Annotated in this window: 15 protein-coding genes; 9 read left to right on the top strand and 6 right to left on the bottom strand. The window is 34.4% G+C overall.

The features are described from left to right. The first annotated feature begins 27 nt into the window (after positions 1 to 27). Positions 28 to 435, top strand: a complete 408-nt coding sequence (locus tag DPQ89_RS00445; RefSeq protein WP_127714037.1) for a MerC domain-containing protein — start codon at positions 28 to 30, stop codon at positions 433 to 435. Here the strand turns inward: DPQ89_RS00445 and DPQ89_RS00440 are convergent. Further along, entirely contained in the window at positions 432 to 863 is a 432-nt protein-coding gene (locus DPQ89_RS00440) for a Fur family transcriptional regulator (RefSeq protein ID WP_127714035.1), read from the bottom strand. The two genes, DPQ89_RS00445 and DPQ89_RS00440, sit on opposite strands and share 4 nt — an antisense overlap. A gap of 62 nt (positions 864 to 925) precedes the next feature. Here DPQ89_RS00440 and DPQ89_RS00435 point away from each other — a divergent pair, with 62 nt between their 5' ends. The 4 genes from DPQ89_RS00435 to DPQ89_RS00420 all read left to right on the top strand — a co-directional run bounded on the left by DPQ89_RS00435 (position 926) and on the right by DPQ89_RS00420 (position 5,295). Further along, a complete protein-coding gene (locus tag DPQ89_RS00435; RefSeq protein ID WP_127714033.1) occupies positions 926 to 2,269 on the top strand; it encodes a GTP-binding protein in 1,344 nt (447 codons plus the stop codon). Positions 2,270 to 2,286: 17 nt separating this feature from the next. Beyond that, a complete protein-coding gene (locus DPQ89_RS00430) occupies positions 2,287 to 2,910 on the top strand; it encodes a peroxiredoxin-like family protein (protein WP_127714031.1) in 624 nt (207 codons plus the stop codon). Positions 2,911 to 2,971: 61 nt separating this feature from the next. Further along, entirely contained in the window at positions 2,972 to 3,442 is a 471-nt protein-coding gene (locus DPQ89_RS00425) for a DUF3015 family protein (RefSeq protein ID WP_127714029.1), read from the top strand. Further along, positions 3,427 to 5,295 carry a DUF4105 domain-containing protein gene (locus DPQ89_RS00420; protein WP_127714027.1) on the top strand — a complete coding sequence of 623 codons (1,869 nt, stop codon included), beginning with the start codon at positions 3,427 to 3,429 and terminating at the stop codon, positions 5,293 to 5,295. The genes DPQ89_RS00425 and DPQ89_RS00420 overlap by 16 nt, the downstream gene beginning before the upstream one ends. Here the strand turns inward: DPQ89_RS00420 and DPQ89_RS00415 are convergent. The 5 genes from DPQ89_RS00415 to DPQ89_RS00395 all read right to left on the bottom strand — a co-directional run bounded on the left by DPQ89_RS00415 (position 5,292) and on the right by DPQ89_RS00395 (position 8,427). Next, complete coding sequence (locus tag DPQ89_RS00415) at positions 5,292 to 5,855, bottom strand: hypothetical protein (RefSeq protein WP_127714025.1); 564 nt, start codon at positions 5,853 to 5,855, stop codon at positions 5,292 to 5,294. The two genes, DPQ89_RS00420 and DPQ89_RS00415, sit on opposite strands and share 4 nt — an antisense overlap. An 82-nt stretch (positions 5,856 to 5,937) precedes the next feature. Beyond that, entirely contained in the window at positions 5,938 to 6,684 is a 747-nt protein-coding gene (locus tag DPQ89_RS00410) for a cyclopropane-fatty-acyl-phospholipid synthase family protein (RefSeq protein ID WP_127714023.1), read from the bottom strand. Next, complete coding sequence (gene truA, locus DPQ89_RS00405; protein WP_127714021.1) at positions 6,681 to 7,478, bottom strand: tRNA pseudouridine(38-40) synthase TruA; 798 nt, start codon at positions 7,476 to 7,478, stop codon at positions 6,681 to 6,683. The genes DPQ89_RS00410 and truA overlap by 4 nt, the downstream gene beginning before the upstream one ends. A 16-nt stretch (positions 7,479 to 7,494) precedes the next feature. Next, positions 7,495 to 7,866, bottom strand: coding sequence for a hypothetical protein (locus tag DPQ89_RS00400; protein ID WP_127714019.1), 372 nt, complete (start codon positions 7,864 to 7,866; stop codon positions 7,495 to 7,497). 57 nt (positions 7,867 to 7,923) lie between these two features. Then, positions 7,924 to 8,427, bottom strand: coding sequence for an aminoacyl-tRNA deacylase (locus DPQ89_RS00395; RefSeq protein ID WP_127714017.1), 504 nt, complete (start codon positions 8,425 to 8,427; stop codon positions 7,924 to 7,926). Positions 8,428 to 8,527: 100 nt separating this feature from the next. Between DPQ89_RS00395 and DPQ89_RS00390 the strand changes: the two genes are divergently transcribed. The 4 genes from DPQ89_RS00390 (at position 8,528) to DPQ89_RS00375 (ending at position 15,744) form a co-directional block, all read left to right on the top strand. Continuing rightward, entirely contained in the window at positions 8,528 to 9,124 is a 597-nt protein-coding gene (locus DPQ89_RS00390; RefSeq protein ID WP_127714015.1) for an ion channel, read from the top strand. 111 nt (positions 9,125 to 9,235) lie between these two features. Continuing rightward, positions 9,236 to 11,554: a TolC family protein gene (locus tag DPQ89_RS00385; protein ID WP_127714013.1), complete on the top strand. Its 2,319-nt coding sequence runs from the start codon at positions 9,236 to 9,238 to the stop codon at positions 11,552 to 11,554. A gap of 8 nt (positions 11,555 to 11,562) precedes the next feature. Then, complete coding sequence (locus tag DPQ89_RS00380) at positions 11,563 to 12,645, top strand: efflux RND transporter periplasmic adaptor subunit (RefSeq protein ID WP_127714012.1); 1,083 nt, start codon at positions 11,563 to 11,565, stop codon at positions 12,643 to 12,645. 12 nt (positions 12,646 to 12,657) lie between these two features. Continuing rightward, on the top strand, positions 12,658 to 15,744 hold the full coding sequence (locus tag DPQ89_RS00375) for an efflux RND transporter permease subunit (RefSeq protein WP_127714010.1): 3,087 nt from the start codon (positions 12,658 to 12,660) through the stop codon (positions 15,742 to 15,744). Positions 15,745 to 15,999: the final 255 nt, after the last annotated feature.

Below are 15,999 nucleotides of genomic sequence, written 5' to 3'. Positions count from 1 at the left end.
TAAATAGCCTCAGTTAAGGGGTAATTTGTGGATAAGACTGAGAGTGAAAATATTGATAAAATAGGGATTTTTCTCTCCCTTTCATGCTGTATTCACTGTCTTTTAACGCCTGTTCTTTTGATGATGGCTCCAGCTCTTGGAGAGATTTTTCAAAATGAATTTATTCACATTGGTCTGTTTGTTCTCGTTGTTCCAATCGCTCTCTATAGTTTTATTAGCACTTACCGAAAAAATGGACATAAGAAACCACTCGTATTTGGAGTTATAGGCCTTTTTGGACTCTTGTCTGGGTTACTCATTCACACTCTTATGGAAGGCGGAAATCATAACGAGATCTTCCATGACGTAGAAATTGGGGTAAATATTATTTCAGGTCTAATCATGATTTATGCACACCTCATTAACTTTAGAGAGAGAGAGTGCAAGAAGTGCTAAGGCACTGAACAATTGGGACAAACCGCAAAGAATTCTAGCTTGTGTTCGACTTGAGAGTATCCCATTAATTCAATTTTCTTATCAATTTCTTTTACAAAGCAGTGATCTAGAACTTTAACTTTCTTGCATTCTTTGCAGATAATATGATGATGGTGGTGGCCAGGATGATTAAACTCATAACGTGAAAACCCCTCATCGAAACTAACGCTATTTAAGATTTCCTTTTCTTTAAACTGCTTTAGAGATCTAAAAAGAGTCGCTTTGTCGCATATTCCCTCTGGAAGCTTATCAAAAATTTCATCTGCCGAAAAAGGTCCATGCTCACGGGTAAGTAGCTTAAGGATCGCTTCTCTAGGTTTAGTTACACTAAGTCCTGAACTCTTAATTATGTCTTTAATTTCATTTTTTTTCATAATTAAGCTTAACATAATAATACTAGAACTAGCCACTATAGGATTATTTGGTAGAATAATTTTACAAAGGATAGTTTATGAATCGATCAATACCAGTAACACTTGTCGTAGGTTTTTTAGGCTCGGGCAAGACGACTTTTATCAACAATATATTGCATGGTGATCACGGTAAGAAGATCGCTATTATAGAGAATGAGTTTGGGGAAGTTGGAATTGATGATGAGCTATTGAAAAATGATGATGATCTCTTTGTCGAGATGAACAATGGTTGTATTTGTTGTAATATGAAAGGTGATCTTGTTAGCTCGTTAGAAAAACTTCTTGAAAGTAAGAAAAGTTTTGAGCACATTTTGATTGAGGCTACAGGTATGGCAAACCCTGGACCCATTATTGAGACATTCTTTTCTTCACCGTCTCTTGAAGAACACTTCTATTTAGACTCCGTTATAGGTCTTGTAGATGGAAAGCATTTTGATTTAAATGTGTTGAAGTTTGAAAAAGATGAGGAGATTGCATTCTATGATCAAATCACTTTTAGTGAGTCAATTCTTTTAAATAAGACGGACTTACTCGATCAATCGAATATCGTAAAAATTGAAAATGAACTGAGTGAAAGAAACCCAAATGCTAAGATCTATCAAACGGTAAATGCTGATATTGATCTTGATAAAGTCATGGGAATAAAATCGTTCGATCTGAATAAAGTTGAAGATTCACTTCCAAAAGAAAGTAATGTTGAGTACCCATTTAGTTGGGCAGGTGTAGTAGAGCTAGATGCAGCCTTTTTAAAATTAACCTTTGATCATACTCATCACAGCGAAAGAATGATCTTTTTCAAAGTCGATGAAGATACTTTAAATGATAAGATGATTAGCTATGCATCCTCACTATTTTATTCACCTCTAAGAAAGCATAAAAGTGGTGAAAACCTAGCTCCTGATGAACATATGGAATTAAGCTTTGATCAGGGCAATCACTTTATTTTAGATATAGAATTTTCTGGAAAGTATGCATTCTTTTTAACAGATTCTCCTAGTCATCTACAAATGAGTATTTTTAATAAATCCCAAGAGAAGTTAACCTTTAAGAATGATAAGAACTTTAAGAAGGTTAAGCATAATCATGGGCAACAAATTTCTTCTGTTTCATTTGAATTTGAAGGAGAAATAAACCCTCATTCATTTGAAATGTTTCTAAATGTTTTATTTACGCAATATAAGAATGAAATCTATAGGTCTAAAGGAATTTTAAACTTTAGTGGTAATCCTAATAGAGTTATTTTTCAAGGTGTCTACTCATCATTAAAGTTTGATCATGGTAAAGAGTGGGGCGATGAGAGGTCATATAATAAGTTAGTCTTCATTGGAAAAGGATTAGTCGGACCATCATTAGAAGCAGGTATCAAGAATTGTTTAGTTTAATAAAAAAGGAATATAGTATGAAATTTTTAGTAAGTTTGTTTTTTCTCGTCTCTCTTATAAGTTGCGCTAGTTCTAGTACTGGATCGAAGTTACCTTCATCTGCGATGGAAATATCACCATTAATAAATGGAGCAAAGCTACCTTCAATGATGGTTTCAAATCATAAAGGAAAAGTTGTGGATTTGAGCACTGAACTAAAGGGAAAAAAGAGTGTTGTCGTCTTCTATCGAGGAGGATGGTGTCCTTACTGTAACGTTCAGCTTCAAGGACTTAGAAAAATAGAAAAGAAGCTTAAGAAACTTGGATGGCAAATTGTAGGTATAAGTCCTGACTCTGTATCTTCGATTTCTCAAAGTATTAACAAGCATAACCTGGGTTACAAGCTCTACTCTGATAGTTTGGTCAATGCTGCAAAAGGTTTTGGATTGGCCTATAAAGTTGATGACAAGACTAATACTAAGCTTCTAGGTTATGGAATAAACCTAGAAGAAGCTTCGGGTCAAAAACATAGAGCTTTACCTGTTCCTGCTGTTTACCTAATTGGTGAGGACGGTAGCGTGTTATTTAACTACGTGAACCCAAACTATAAAGTTAGACTAAAAGAGTCTATCATTTTAGAAGCCGCAAAAGAATTAAAGTAATATTATTCCCTGAAATGCTAAATCTTGACTATAATTAAGAAAAACATTTCAGGGAGGAAATATGAAAAAATTATTAGTTATTTGTGCATTCTTATTCACTAGTTATACAATGGCTGCAGATTCATCATCTGGTTGTGGGTTAGGTTGGGCCGTACTATCTAAGAATTCACTCGTTTCATCATTTACTAGAACATTTATCAACGCCACTTTTTCAAGTACTATTGGAATGACACTTGGAACTAGTGGTTGTGCTCAGCATAGTATTGTTAAGAATGAGAGTAAAATCATTCATTTTTCTGAAGCAAATTTCTATCAATTACAAAAAGAGATTGCTCTTGGTAACGGACCATATGTTACGGCATTTTCGGGACTAATTGGATGTGAAGATACTCAAAATTTTAATTCACGTATCCAGAAAAAGTTTGATAAGATTTACACTGATGTAAATACTACACCAAATGTAGCATTGAAGAATATCTTGAAAAGTGTTCAAGAAGATCAGGAGTTATCTGCAAATTGTCATATCATCTAAAAAATATAGTCTTAATCATAATTACCTTCGTTTCATTTGAGACGAAGGTTTTTTCACAAAATTATCAAAATAAATTAATTGAAGTATCAAATTCTAGTTATTGGAAAAAATTACTTCACTATGAGGAAGGCTTCTTCTCAAGTTCTTCTCTAGCAGACTCAGATACATTCTTTCTCTCGAAAAATGGTAGGGATAATCTTCTAGAAGAGCTTGAAGCAAATATTGAAGCCTTTAAGAAAATTGAAAGCTTATACACTCCAGAGAAAATGCCGGCCCAATGTGCTTTTCCTGAACGCTTTAACTTTATTAAGAACTCTTTTTCAGAAATTAAATTTAAAGAAGCAAAGTGTCCTGATTTTCAGAAATGGAAAAAGGCCGTGGTTGGTGAAAGCGTCTCTCTCGTTTTTGCCTCTGCATACGTAAATAATCCATCTTCTATGTTTGGACATACTTTTTTAAAGTTTAATCAACGAAATGTTGAGAAGCTTAGTGAAGATATGTTCAACTACGTCGTTGCTTTTTCTGCGCACTCAGATTCAAGTCCGGGCTTTCTCTACGCTTTAAAAGGCCTCTTTGGAGGCTATAAGGGAGTTATCAATGTAAAGCCTTTCTATCAAACAATGAAAGAGTATTCTAAAGTAGAGTCTCGCGACCTATGGGAGTATGAATTAAATTTAGATAAAGATGAAATAGACTCTATTCTTAATCATTTATGGGAGATATTCGCTAATACTAACTTTGATTATTACTTCTTTGATGAAAATTGTACCTCTGTTCTTGCCCGTATTTTAGATCTTGTTTCTGTTGATATTAGTTATGTTGAAAATATGAGGGGCTATTCGCTTCCGACAGAATTGGTCAGAACTCTTAGTGATTCATCGAAAGTTGGTAGCGTAAGATATCACCCTTCTTTAAGGAAAATTTTTTGGGCCCACTATAATAAGTTATCTGACTCAGATAAAGAAGATTTTCATAAACTTGTAAAAAAAGAGGTTGTTGATACCAATGCACAAGTCTATCAAGCAGTCATTCATTATTACGATTACATGAGACACGATCATGAAAATGCAATTGATGAAAACTTTGCTAAATATCAAAAAGAGATTCTTTCTAAGGCGGCAAAAGCAGGGAGAAGCTCAGAAATTGCTATCGACACTCCCATTTCACCAGATCAAGGTCACCTTCCGGCTAAAGTAGGATTACTACTTGGAAAGAGAAATAAAGATACTGTAAATAGTTTTCAAATTCGTCCTTTATATCATGGCCTTAATGATACAGATAAAGGACATGAGCCATGGTCTGCTATAGAGGTTTTAAAGTTAGATTTTAACTTTAATCATGATCAGAATAACGTAGGTATTGAAAATCTGACTATTGTTGATGTTCAAAGTCTTCCTAATTTTTCTTTTCTTGATAAGAATATCTCGTGGGATTTAAGTCTTCAAGTAAACCCTATGATAGAGGACTACAAAGAGAGCTCTCTAAAAACTTCCTTTTCAATGAAACTAGGTGTATCAAAACAAAATTCAAGATTCTTATTTTCTACATTGATAGGCGCTAAGGTTGAGGCCCACGAGTTCTATGAAAACTTCTTTAGAGTAGGTCCTCACTTAAAATTAGTCTCTGGATTTCTTATTGGTAAGTCTAAGTTACTAGCAAATGTTAATTACTTTCATTCTTTAGTAGGGAAGGGAGAGCTCTCAAAGAGATATTATTATGACTATAGTTTAGGTCTTTCTATCCCTGTTTCAACTCAAGGAGTTTTTGAGTTAAAATCTACTAGTAATGGAAGGCTTGGGACTTTTAAAGATTCTTTTGATTCCTATTCTGCTGGGGTTAGTATTTATTACTAACCCTCTCCTCGATATTTTTCAACAGTTCTTCTTATTTCTCTTCTTTGCTTATCTTTCAATTCATCGATTCTCGTTTCATAGTTTTCATGAATTTCAGAGATATCTTTTTCGTTTCTCTTATTAATTTTTGCGATTTTACTTTCGTAATTTTTCTTTGTGTTAACAAGATCTCTATCTTTTCCTTCAATAATAGAATTATATTTATTTGATAGTCTTTTTAATTCATTTTGAAACTTTTCTCTATTTTCAAGTCTCTCTCTACTAAAGTCTTTATTCAGTTGTGATATTTCTTTTTGATTCTGTTCATTTAAACGATCAAACTTTTCTTTAATATCTTTCTTAGAGCTATCTAGTTGAACATTGTAAGACTCAATTGTTCCCTTTCTATCGTTTTTAAAACCCTCTTTAAGGTTATCAATTCGATTTTCAAATGTTGTTTCTTTGGCCTCAATTTCTTTATCGTGTCCCGCTCTCATTTCGTCGAACTGGTGTCTTCTTCTCGTTTCTAGCTTTTGTATTTCTTGAGAGTGTTTATAATTATCATCTACGGATATCGCCATTATTCCTCCACTGGTAGCAATATTATATCTATAAAAAGACTATTATTTGAGAGTGAAAAAAAGACCGATCTTTAGAAAGAATTTATTTTCTAATAAGTATTTGATAGCGTTTGGTTCTATTTTCTTGATGTAGCTCTAGGTTCTTAAGGACTTCTTTATACTTAATATTCCACAAGTTAAAGTGTTCTTCATCAACGAATTCTTGATTTAAAGCATCTAGTTCTTTTTTACTATTTTGCCAAAACTCGTAGTCATTATTTGTGAAGTCTATAATTTCGGGGTTAATCTTTAACTTCTTACAGGCCTTAATAAAAGGGGAACTCTCGAGGCTTGTATCTGTAAAAGTCATGAAAAAAAGTGCGCTAGCATTTGGATGTAGATGATCAATGATATTCTTTAAATATCTTTTGAAATCTCCAATCATATAAGATGAATCAATTGATAATATGAGATCAAATTTATCATTTAAATTAAAGTCTTCATGATCAGACTTTATAAAACTACAAAATTTATTAGATGGAGGTAGGTATGAGAAGTCAATTCCTATACCTTTTATTGAATTCTCATTACAAATATGGACTAAGAGTTCTCCATTGCCTGAGCCAAGATCTAGCACCTTCTTAGCTTGAGATTTTTTTACAATATCGTTTAGAGAATTTAGTTGAATAGGAGATAAGGTATTCAACATTTTAATACTTATTCCATGAATACTTTGACAGTACTTCAAATACGTCTTAGACGATTGAATCGACTTATAAGTTTTTTCAAAGGCCTGTGGAGCTTTTTGTTTGAAGAATTTTCGATTGAAATATGATTTTAGAAATTTCACGAATTTACGCTATGACCTTTGAAAGGGTCTCTGATAAATTCGATTTCTTTTAGGTAGAGACCTCCTCCAGGAGTTATGAAGCCTGTTTTCCTAAAATCTGTCGTACTAAATGCCTCTTCAATATCTTTAATTTCTACTTTTCCCATACCTATATTAAATAGAGTACCCATAATAATTCGAATCATTTGTTTTAAAAAACCGCTTCCTTCGACAATTAGGGCATACGAACCTTCCCGGTTATGTCCTGTGAGTATGTCTTGATTCTCAATAATTTTACAGGTGAAGATCTCTTTATTTTTTTCTGAGTTTGGAGAAGCTTTATAACAAAAATTTGAAAAATTGTGTAGACCTTCAAAAGATTTGGCCGCTTCTTTCATTTTATTAATATCAAGTGGAGTAGTTATATTTGTAAAATAGTCAGAATCAATTTCTTGAGGCAGATTCTTAAATAAGTAGAAGTAAGACTTCTTCTTGGCAAAGTAAATCACTTTAAATTGCTTGTAAGTTCTCTCACACCTTGTCACTCTAATATCTTTTGGAAGATTATTATTTAAGTTATCCATTAATGCTTGAGGAGTGTATTCTGTTGGTAGCTGTAAGAAGCAAATATTTGCTAATGCGTGTACTCCTGTATCGGTTCTACTAGAACCAATTGACTTAATAAAGTTTGAACCTATCATTTCTTTAATTGTAGCTTCCAAAGTCCCTTGAACAGTTTCAAAGTCTTTTTGCTTTTGCCAGCCAAAGTAATTTTGACCATCGTATGATAGTTCTAAGTTATAGTAGCGTTTCATTGTAAGAGTTTGGACCTTAGACTAGGCCCATATCTTTTCCTTTCTTGAGTAGCTCTTCGCGATCTTCTTGACTCATGGAAAGTATCATTTCTTGAATTGATTGAAGTTGTTCAGGAGACATATTTGCCATCATATCTTGTGCCTGTGAAAACATTGCTGACATATCTTCTTCTTGCTCAGCAGGGTAGAAGATTACTTTATCAGTAGTAATTTCGCTTTCATGACCTTCTTCTTTGAGTAATTCTAATACTTTATTAAAGCTTAGCCCCTTATTATCAGCAACTTCATACATCTTCTCTAGTGGAAGTGAAATTTTCTTTTGAGGGTAACCATGATTTGTAAGGTTCTTTAAAACTTGCTCTTTAAAATTATTCAACTCTTCTGACATTTAATACTCCCTTTAGGAGTATTATTATAAAAAATGAATGATCTGTCACTAGCATCTTCAGTAACTTAACTCTCTGCATACAAAGTTATCTTTGTTAAGTTTTGAAACTGTTGCAAATAGGGGATGAGAATGTTTTATAAACTCACTTATCGAGCACTTTATGGCATCTGTATGTGTACCCGCGTTAAAGTAGACATGGCCATCTTCTAGCAGTGAGTGCGCTGCAACAACTGGAAGGTTATATAAGTTCCCAAAGGCAGGCATTGCACCAACTTCACAATCAGCAAATATCCTTAGCATTTCTTTCTCGCTAAAGAGCTTTACTTTCTTTGTGTGAAGAGATTTTCTCACTAGTTTCATGTCGAGACGTTCATTTGCAGGAATTATAATAAGAAAGTCCCCTCGGTCTAGATGAACAGCTAGAATTTTTGCCATTTCATGCTTTTGACAATGGACTTTATGAGCAGTTTCTTCAGCGCTATAAGTTTTGGGATGAAGTATATGGGAATACTCAACGGAGTTCTTGTCTAAATAAGCAGAAATATTTGACGGAATACTCATTATTTCCTCCCATTTTTCTTTTTATTTTAGCTTCTAAATGTCTAAAAAATATGAATAAATAGACTCTAATAAAAATTCAAAAACTTAGGGCCTCTAAAACATGAAAAATAGGTTTAGAAATAAGAAATTCTATATACTGATAACGATTTTCTTCTCGTACTTACTTAGCTTAGTCTTTTTTAAATCTGTTTATATTAATATTTATCATAAGGACCCGCTTAGCTTCTATATCTCATGTAATATTCAGCAATATAGAGCGAAAGTTCTCTTTGGTTCACCAAGTACTAATCCGCACTTTGATAAGCAGCACTTTTTAGATCATGCCATTAAGCCACTACTTAATGGAGTGGAGAATAACTCAGGTTGCGATAGTGTAGAGGTTATCAGCTATAATGAACTCTATAAGGCCATGATTAGCTACTATCATAAATATCTTTCCGAAACGATTAGTAAGGACCAATTCTCTGAGATTATAGAGAATTCATGGATAACAAACCGAATAAAGGACAGCCCAAATATATATATTTGGGATAGAGATTTTTGGTATTTCTCTATCGTGACTGCGACTACCACTGGCTATGGAGATATTTTGCCACGTAGTGAAGAGGCCAGAAGTTGGGTAGGGTTTCAAATTCTCTTTTCAACCTTTATTGCAGGTCTATCTTTTGCCATTATGGGGATAAAATTTGAAAAGTAATATTTCTTACATATATCCATTTCTTTGTGAGCATAATAAGAGTTCATCTAGATTTATTGACTAAAAAAGTATAGGATTGCTCAAAATTTAAATATCAAAATCGAGATCTAAATGAAGTCTTTCCTGCTATTATTTTTGGTAGTTAGTACCTTTAACACTTATGCTGCTCAAATTCGAAATGTTGCCTTAGTATTTGATTTCAAAAATGAAAAGAATACTTCTTACCTTCCTGAACTAAGAAAAGAAATTTCTAAGTTATCCACTTATGACATTAAATTAAGACAGCCAAAAGAACATGTTTATTACAATAATAGTTCTCAAAAAAATACGCTCGATATATTACAGAAACTTTATAAAAATAAGAATATTCACGGAATCTTATTAATGGACTTTATTGGAAGCTCTAGTGTTGTTTCCATGAAGAAATTTGCCAAACCAACGGTCGCAGTAAATGTTTTAAGTGCTAAGGCCCAAGGTTTTAGAATCAAATCTAACTTTAACTTTATCGAGAGTTCTTCAATTGTTAGTTCAAATTTAGATGCAGTAAAAAAAATTACGGGTACAAAAAAAGTAACAATTATAAGCTCTCAAGGTCAGGCCTTAACCAAAGGTCGTATCAAGTCTTATTTAGATGCAGAGTTTTCTAAAAAGAAAATGACTTATAATGTTCTTAGGATAAATAGTTCTAACTATATGGAAAAAATTCCTACAATAGCTGAGGGAGAAACTGTTTTTGTTTCTGAGCTATTAGGTTTTTCTAGTGAAAATTTTTCTGAATTTATTAAACAGATGAATAAGAGAAAGCTGAAAACTTTTTCACTGTCTTCTAAGAAGCACGTTGAAGAGGGAATGTTAGGCTCTGTTTTTGGTGATGATCTAGACTATGTACATTTAACTCGCCTAGCGGGACTAAATCTTCAAAGAATGTTCCTAGGAGATAAGGCCAGCGAACTTACGACGAAAGTACTTCGCTCAAAGAAAATAGTTTTAAATCTAGATACTGCACAATTAATTGGTTTTACACCTAGTTGGGATGCCATTATGAATGCGGTAATTATTAGAAAGGATGTTGTTTCTGAAGAACTTCAACTGAAAGAAGCAGTACTTGCGGCATTGAAGGATAACGTTGATCTTAAAGGTGCTAATGCTGATTATCTAGCAAGCGAAGCCGTGAGAATGAAGTCTATTAATAAGTATCTACCACAAGTAAATCTTGGAGCATCTCATCAAGTTATTGATAAAGACTCCGCTAAAGCTACAAGTTCTTTAGGCGTTAATCCAGAGAAACAAACTGTTGGGACAGTAAGTGTTGATCAATTAATACTTTCAGATGCTGCAATTACTAATATCTCTATTTCTGCAAGTAGCTTAAGAGTTTCAGAACAAGAGAATGTAGCGTTTAAGAACTCATTAATTAAGGATGTCGCGATAGCGTACTTGAATGTTCTACGTGCAAAGTTGATTGCAGATATTCAAGCACGAAATTTTAGGCAGACTCAGCTAAACCTTGGACTTGCTAAGGCGAAAAATAGTGCAGGTGCTAGTAGAAGAACTGATGTTTATAGATGGGAGTCAGAGCTAGCAACCTCTAAAATTCAAATGATAAATGCTAGAGTAGGATTTAAGAAGTATTATGCAGAATTGAATAGAATTCTAAACCGACCAGCAGAGAGTAGATACAAGTTAGAGGATATAGATCATCTGCACCCAATGTTCTACTTATTTAGACATGTGCAGAAAGTACCAAATAATCCTCTCGCTCTAGAAGCTTTAAGAAAGTTTGTTATTTCTGAAGCTAAAATGAAATCTCCTATTTATTTAGCGGCCATAGAGAATGAAGATCTTGTTAAAAAGACAGTAGGTCTTGCTAACAGATCCTTCTTCATGCCAGAAGTTGGTGTTAACTTTAATTATAACAAATCGTTTAGCCGTTCTGGTATTGGATCAACAGCTCCTGTCGGTACTACTATTAATGAAAATTCATGGGGTGCCAGCTTAAATGTAACGCTTCCACTTCTTGCTGGTGGAGAAAAATTCTCTAATAGAAAAGAAGCTGTAAATAAGCTTGTAAGTGCAACGTCTAAACGAAGATCATTAGAATTTGAACTTGATACTTTTGTTAGTAATCAGATCGATGATTTATTCTCTCAGTTGTCTGCGATTGAGTTGAACAAGTTAAACGTTAAGTTCTCTGAAGATAACTTTAGTGCAATTAAAGACCTTTATAAGAATGGTAAAGTAAATATTATTAATGTAGTTGATGCTCAGAATAATTTTTTAACTGCTTCACAAAATGAAGTTGACTCAATTTATGATTTTCTCTCAAGTTATATTGAGCTTGGAAATCTTATTGGTCAGTATGATTTCTTATTAGATTCTACTGAACAAGAGTCAATGTTAAATAGATTAAAAAGCTTTTATAATAAATAGGGGAATATATGAAAAGATTAATAACGGTACTTTTTCTATTACTTGTTGTTTCATGTAAAGAGAAGAAAGTAGTCACGCAAGACTTTATGTATGTTAAGTCTGAAGTTGTATTTAACTTAGGTGGTGACAGACAGAGAACATTTTCAGGTATTGTAGAGTCTGATCTACAGGCCAATATGAGTTTCAAAGTCTCCGGCTCTATTGAAAAGCTAAATGTGAAAGTGGGATCAATTGTTAAAAAGGGTGATGTTTTGGCCCAAATCCTTCAAAAAGATTTCGTTCTAGAGCTCAATCAATTGAAGTCAAGTTATCGCTCAGAGCAGTCGAGATATAAAAGAGCAAGCGAGGAGTATAACAGAATCACTGCTCTTTACTCCAATAGTAACGCTTCGAGATCTGAGTTAGATGAGGCTAGAGCAAATGTAGATGCTTTGAAAGCATCTATACAGGGTTACAAATATAAGATTCAATTGGCCGAAAGAAAGCTTGGCTACACTATTCTTAGAGCTCCAAATAACGGAAAGATTGCTAGTCGTGCAGTTGAAGTTAATGAAAATGTTAGTGAAGGTCAAACGATCGTCTCGATGTTAAGTGAGACAGATCTTAAAGTTGTAATCGGTGTTCCTGAACAAATTATTTCTAAAATTTCTCAAGGAGATAAAGTTATTGTTCAAATCGACTCGCTTTCAGATATGGAGTTTGAAGGGGTTGTGTTTGAGGTAGGTGTGTCAACTGCCGGTGCAGCTGTTTACCCAGTCTCTGTTAAAGTTCCAAATGAACAAGGTCTTATTAAGGCAAGTATGGCAGCTAGTGTGAAGCTTAATTTTGCTCTAGATAAGGGGAAGGAGAACTTGATTGTTGTTCCGTCTCATGTTGTTTTAAAAGATGAAACAGGTACTTATGTCTTTCTTGTAGAGTATGGAAAAGATGGCTTTGGAATTCTGAAGAAAACTCCTGTTGAAGTAGGAGCTTTGCTAAAAGAGGGAATTGAGATCTTAAGTGGTGTCGTTGATGGACAGGAAGTTTTAACTGCCGGTGTTGATAAAGCTAAAGATGCAATGAAAGTGAAAAAATTTAATAAGAAAAAATAAAGAGAGAAAGTCATGAAAGGTGGATTAACAGAATTTGCACTCAAGAAGCAAACAATCACGCTTACTTTTGTTGCAATAGTTTTCTTGACGGGAATAATGTCTCTGAGAAATATTCCTCAGGCAGAGGATCCTGGATTTGTCGTGCGTACAGCACTTGTTATGACATCATTTCCTGGGGCTTCTCCTGAAAGAGTTGAGCAACTCGTAACTAATACAATTGAAGAAAAAATTCAGGAAATGCCTGAGCTTAAGCATATCGAATCTCAATCTAAGACAGGTATCTCTGTTGTTACTATTACAATTAAAGATCAATACAAAGAGATGAGACCTATTTGGGATAAGCTTCGTCGAAAAGTTGATGATGCTACTAAAGACCTTCCTGAAGGAGCGCTTGCTCCATATGTGAATGATGACTTTGGAGATGTTTTCGGATCTGTTATAACGATAACTGGAAATGGTTATAGTTATAGAGAGCTAAGAGACTTTGCAGATGATTTAAAAGACGAGATTTTAAAGCTAAAGCACACTGGTCGTGTTGAAAAGTATGGATTTCAAGATGAGAAAATCTATCTTGAGTATAATCAAGCAAAACTTTCGGAGCTAGAACTTTCTCCTGTTCAGCTGGGTTCTTTACTTCAAGAACAAAATATTCTCCAATCAGGAGGAACTATCTACACAAATAGTGATAGCATTACGATTGAGCCGACTGGAAACTTCTTAAATGTTCAAGAGATCAAAGACACCATAATTCAACTACCAAATAGTAAACGACTTGTTTATTTAAAAGACATTTTAAATATTAGGCGTGGTTATATTGACCCTCCAAAGCAAATGGTTCGAGCAAATGGTGCGGTTGCGCTTGCTCTAGGTGTTTCGCTTCGAGAGGGAGGAAATATTGTTGCTCAAGGAGAGGAGCTGACTCTATTACTTGAGAGAATGAGAAATATTTTACCTTTAGGTATTGAACTAGAGATGCCTGTGTATCAGCCTGAGGTTGTTGATAAAAAGGTAAGTGACTTTCTTAGTAATCTATACCAGTCAATTGTGATAGTTTTTCTTTCCATGCTTGTTTTTCTTGGGGCGAGAACAGGGGCCATTGTTGCTTCTCTTATTCCAGCGGCGATCTTGTTCTCTTTATTTTGGATGGACTTTCTTGAGTATACACTTGATCAGATTACACTTGCTTCACTAATTATAGCCTTAGGGATGTTGGTGGATAATGCAATTGTAATGGTTGAGTCTATTACCGTTCAAGTCCAGGAGGGAAAGAAGCTTCTCAATGCTTGTATAGACTCGGCCAACGAATTGAAGGTGTCTCTTTTGACTTCGTCTCTAACAACGAGTGCGGCCTTTCTTCCTATTTCCACAGCGAAGAACCAAACTGGTGAGTACCTTGCACCTATGGCAGTTGTTGTTACTATTACTCTTCTTTGTTCTTGGATTCTATCTTTAACAATGATTCCTTTGTTTTCTTATAAGTTTTTGAAAGTTGAAGCTAGTGCTGAGGATGAAAATGTTTATGCAGGTCCATTTTATACTAAGTATGTGTCATTATTAAAAAAGGCGCTGGAGTATAGAAAAACGGTCGTTGCAATTTTGGTTGCTTCGTTTGCATTTAGTCTCTTTCTTTTAGGGTTCATTCCAAAGAACTTTATGCCAGAAAATGATCGGCCTATTTTGATAATAAAAATTGAAACACCTAAGAATACCCCAATAAAAAGAACTGCCGAGATCATTGAAGGTATTGAAGGCTATTTAAATGAATCGTGGCTAGTAAATGAGAAAAGAGAAATGGGTGCACTTAATTGGGTAGGAGTTGTTGGAGGGGGAGATCCTCGCTTTTCTCTAACTCATAATCCTGTGCAAGCTGAGCCATACTCAGGTGTGTTACTTGCCAAGCTTTCTCATCTTGATTGGGACTTTTACGAAAAAATTAGAACTGAAACGTATGACTTTATCGTAAAGAATTATCCTGAAGTTACTGCCAAAGTTGAAGGACTAAAGAGTGGTGGAGGAAGCAAGAATCCACTAGAAGTGAGATTTATAGGAACTGATTCTGATCGTCTTAAAGAAAATTCTAAAGAGTTAAAGAGTATTCTTGAAACAACTCCAGGCCTTCGATCTTCGGGTGATGACTGGGGAATCATGAAGAGAAAAGTCATTATTGATATTGATAAAGCAAGGGCCTTTAGGGCCGGAGTGACTAATCAAGATATTGCGACTTCATTGCAGTCTGTTTTTGATGGAACTCCTGTTTCGGAATATAGAGAGGGAAAGTTCTCCATTACAATGCTACTACGCTCTAGTAATGCTAATAGAAATGATCTGTCTAAGCTTGAGACGATGGATATCTTTAGTCAAAGAACAGGCGCTTCGATCCCACTTAAGCAAGTGGCAGAGATAAAGCTTGTTTGGGAAGATGGTGTTATTTATAGAAGAAATAGACTTCGAACTTTAACGTTATATGCTGCGTCTGGTGGGGCAAACCTTGCGAAAGTTATAAAAGAGAAGGTACAACCTTGGCTTGACGAGAACTCACCAAAATGGGGTTACGGTTATTCTTATGAGTTTGGTGGAGAAAAAGAATCTAGCTCACAAGCAACTGAAGCTATTGCAAGTCAACTTCCTCTTGCAGGTATAATCATCATTCTACTTTTAATTCTTCAGTTCAATTCTTATAAGAAGGTTTCGATTATCATGTTGACTATACCTCTTGGTTTTATCGGCGTCGTTATTGGACTTTTCATCACACGTGGAAGCTTTGGTTTTATGTCGCTGCTTGGTCTTATTTCATTAGCGGGTATTGTTATTAATAATGCTATTGTACTCATAGATCGTATTGATATTGAGAGAGATCGTTTTGGTAGAGAGCCTTACGATGCTGTTATCGAAGCTGGAATGAGAAGGCTTAGACCAATCCTAATGACTACAGTTTCAACGATTGTGGGTCTTCTACCTCTTTGGTTTTTTGGAGGAGTCCTGTGGACTGATATGGCCGTTTCAATTATTTTTGGATTATTAGTTTCAACTATTTTGACATTAATATTTGTTCCAGTTCTCTATAGTTTTCTATTTAAAATAGATACTCAAAGAGTTTAAAGTATATTCTATATAGGTCTTAATGACCTATATAGATGTAATATCAGTAATTTATGATTTTTTTCAGTTTCTTTTGTAATTAAGACTTGTCTTAGTTTAATAAATTAGTAAAAATAAAATGTATTTTGTTTAAAATCAATAGTGGGGAGAAATCTCTGCGGTCCCGGTATACTTATTTAGCAGCGCATTGAGGTATGCCGGGATTCATAAAGCTCCTCCAAATTTAGATTGTCTTTAGAAAAGATAGAACTTGTT

This window comes from Halobacteriovorax sp. HLS, assembly GCF_004006665.1.
Classification (GTDB): Bacteria; Bdellovibrionota; Bacteriovoracia; order Bacteriovoracales; family Bacteriovoracaceae; genus Halobacteriovorax.
This window is presented reverse-complemented; position numbering and strand designations above follow the sequence as displayed.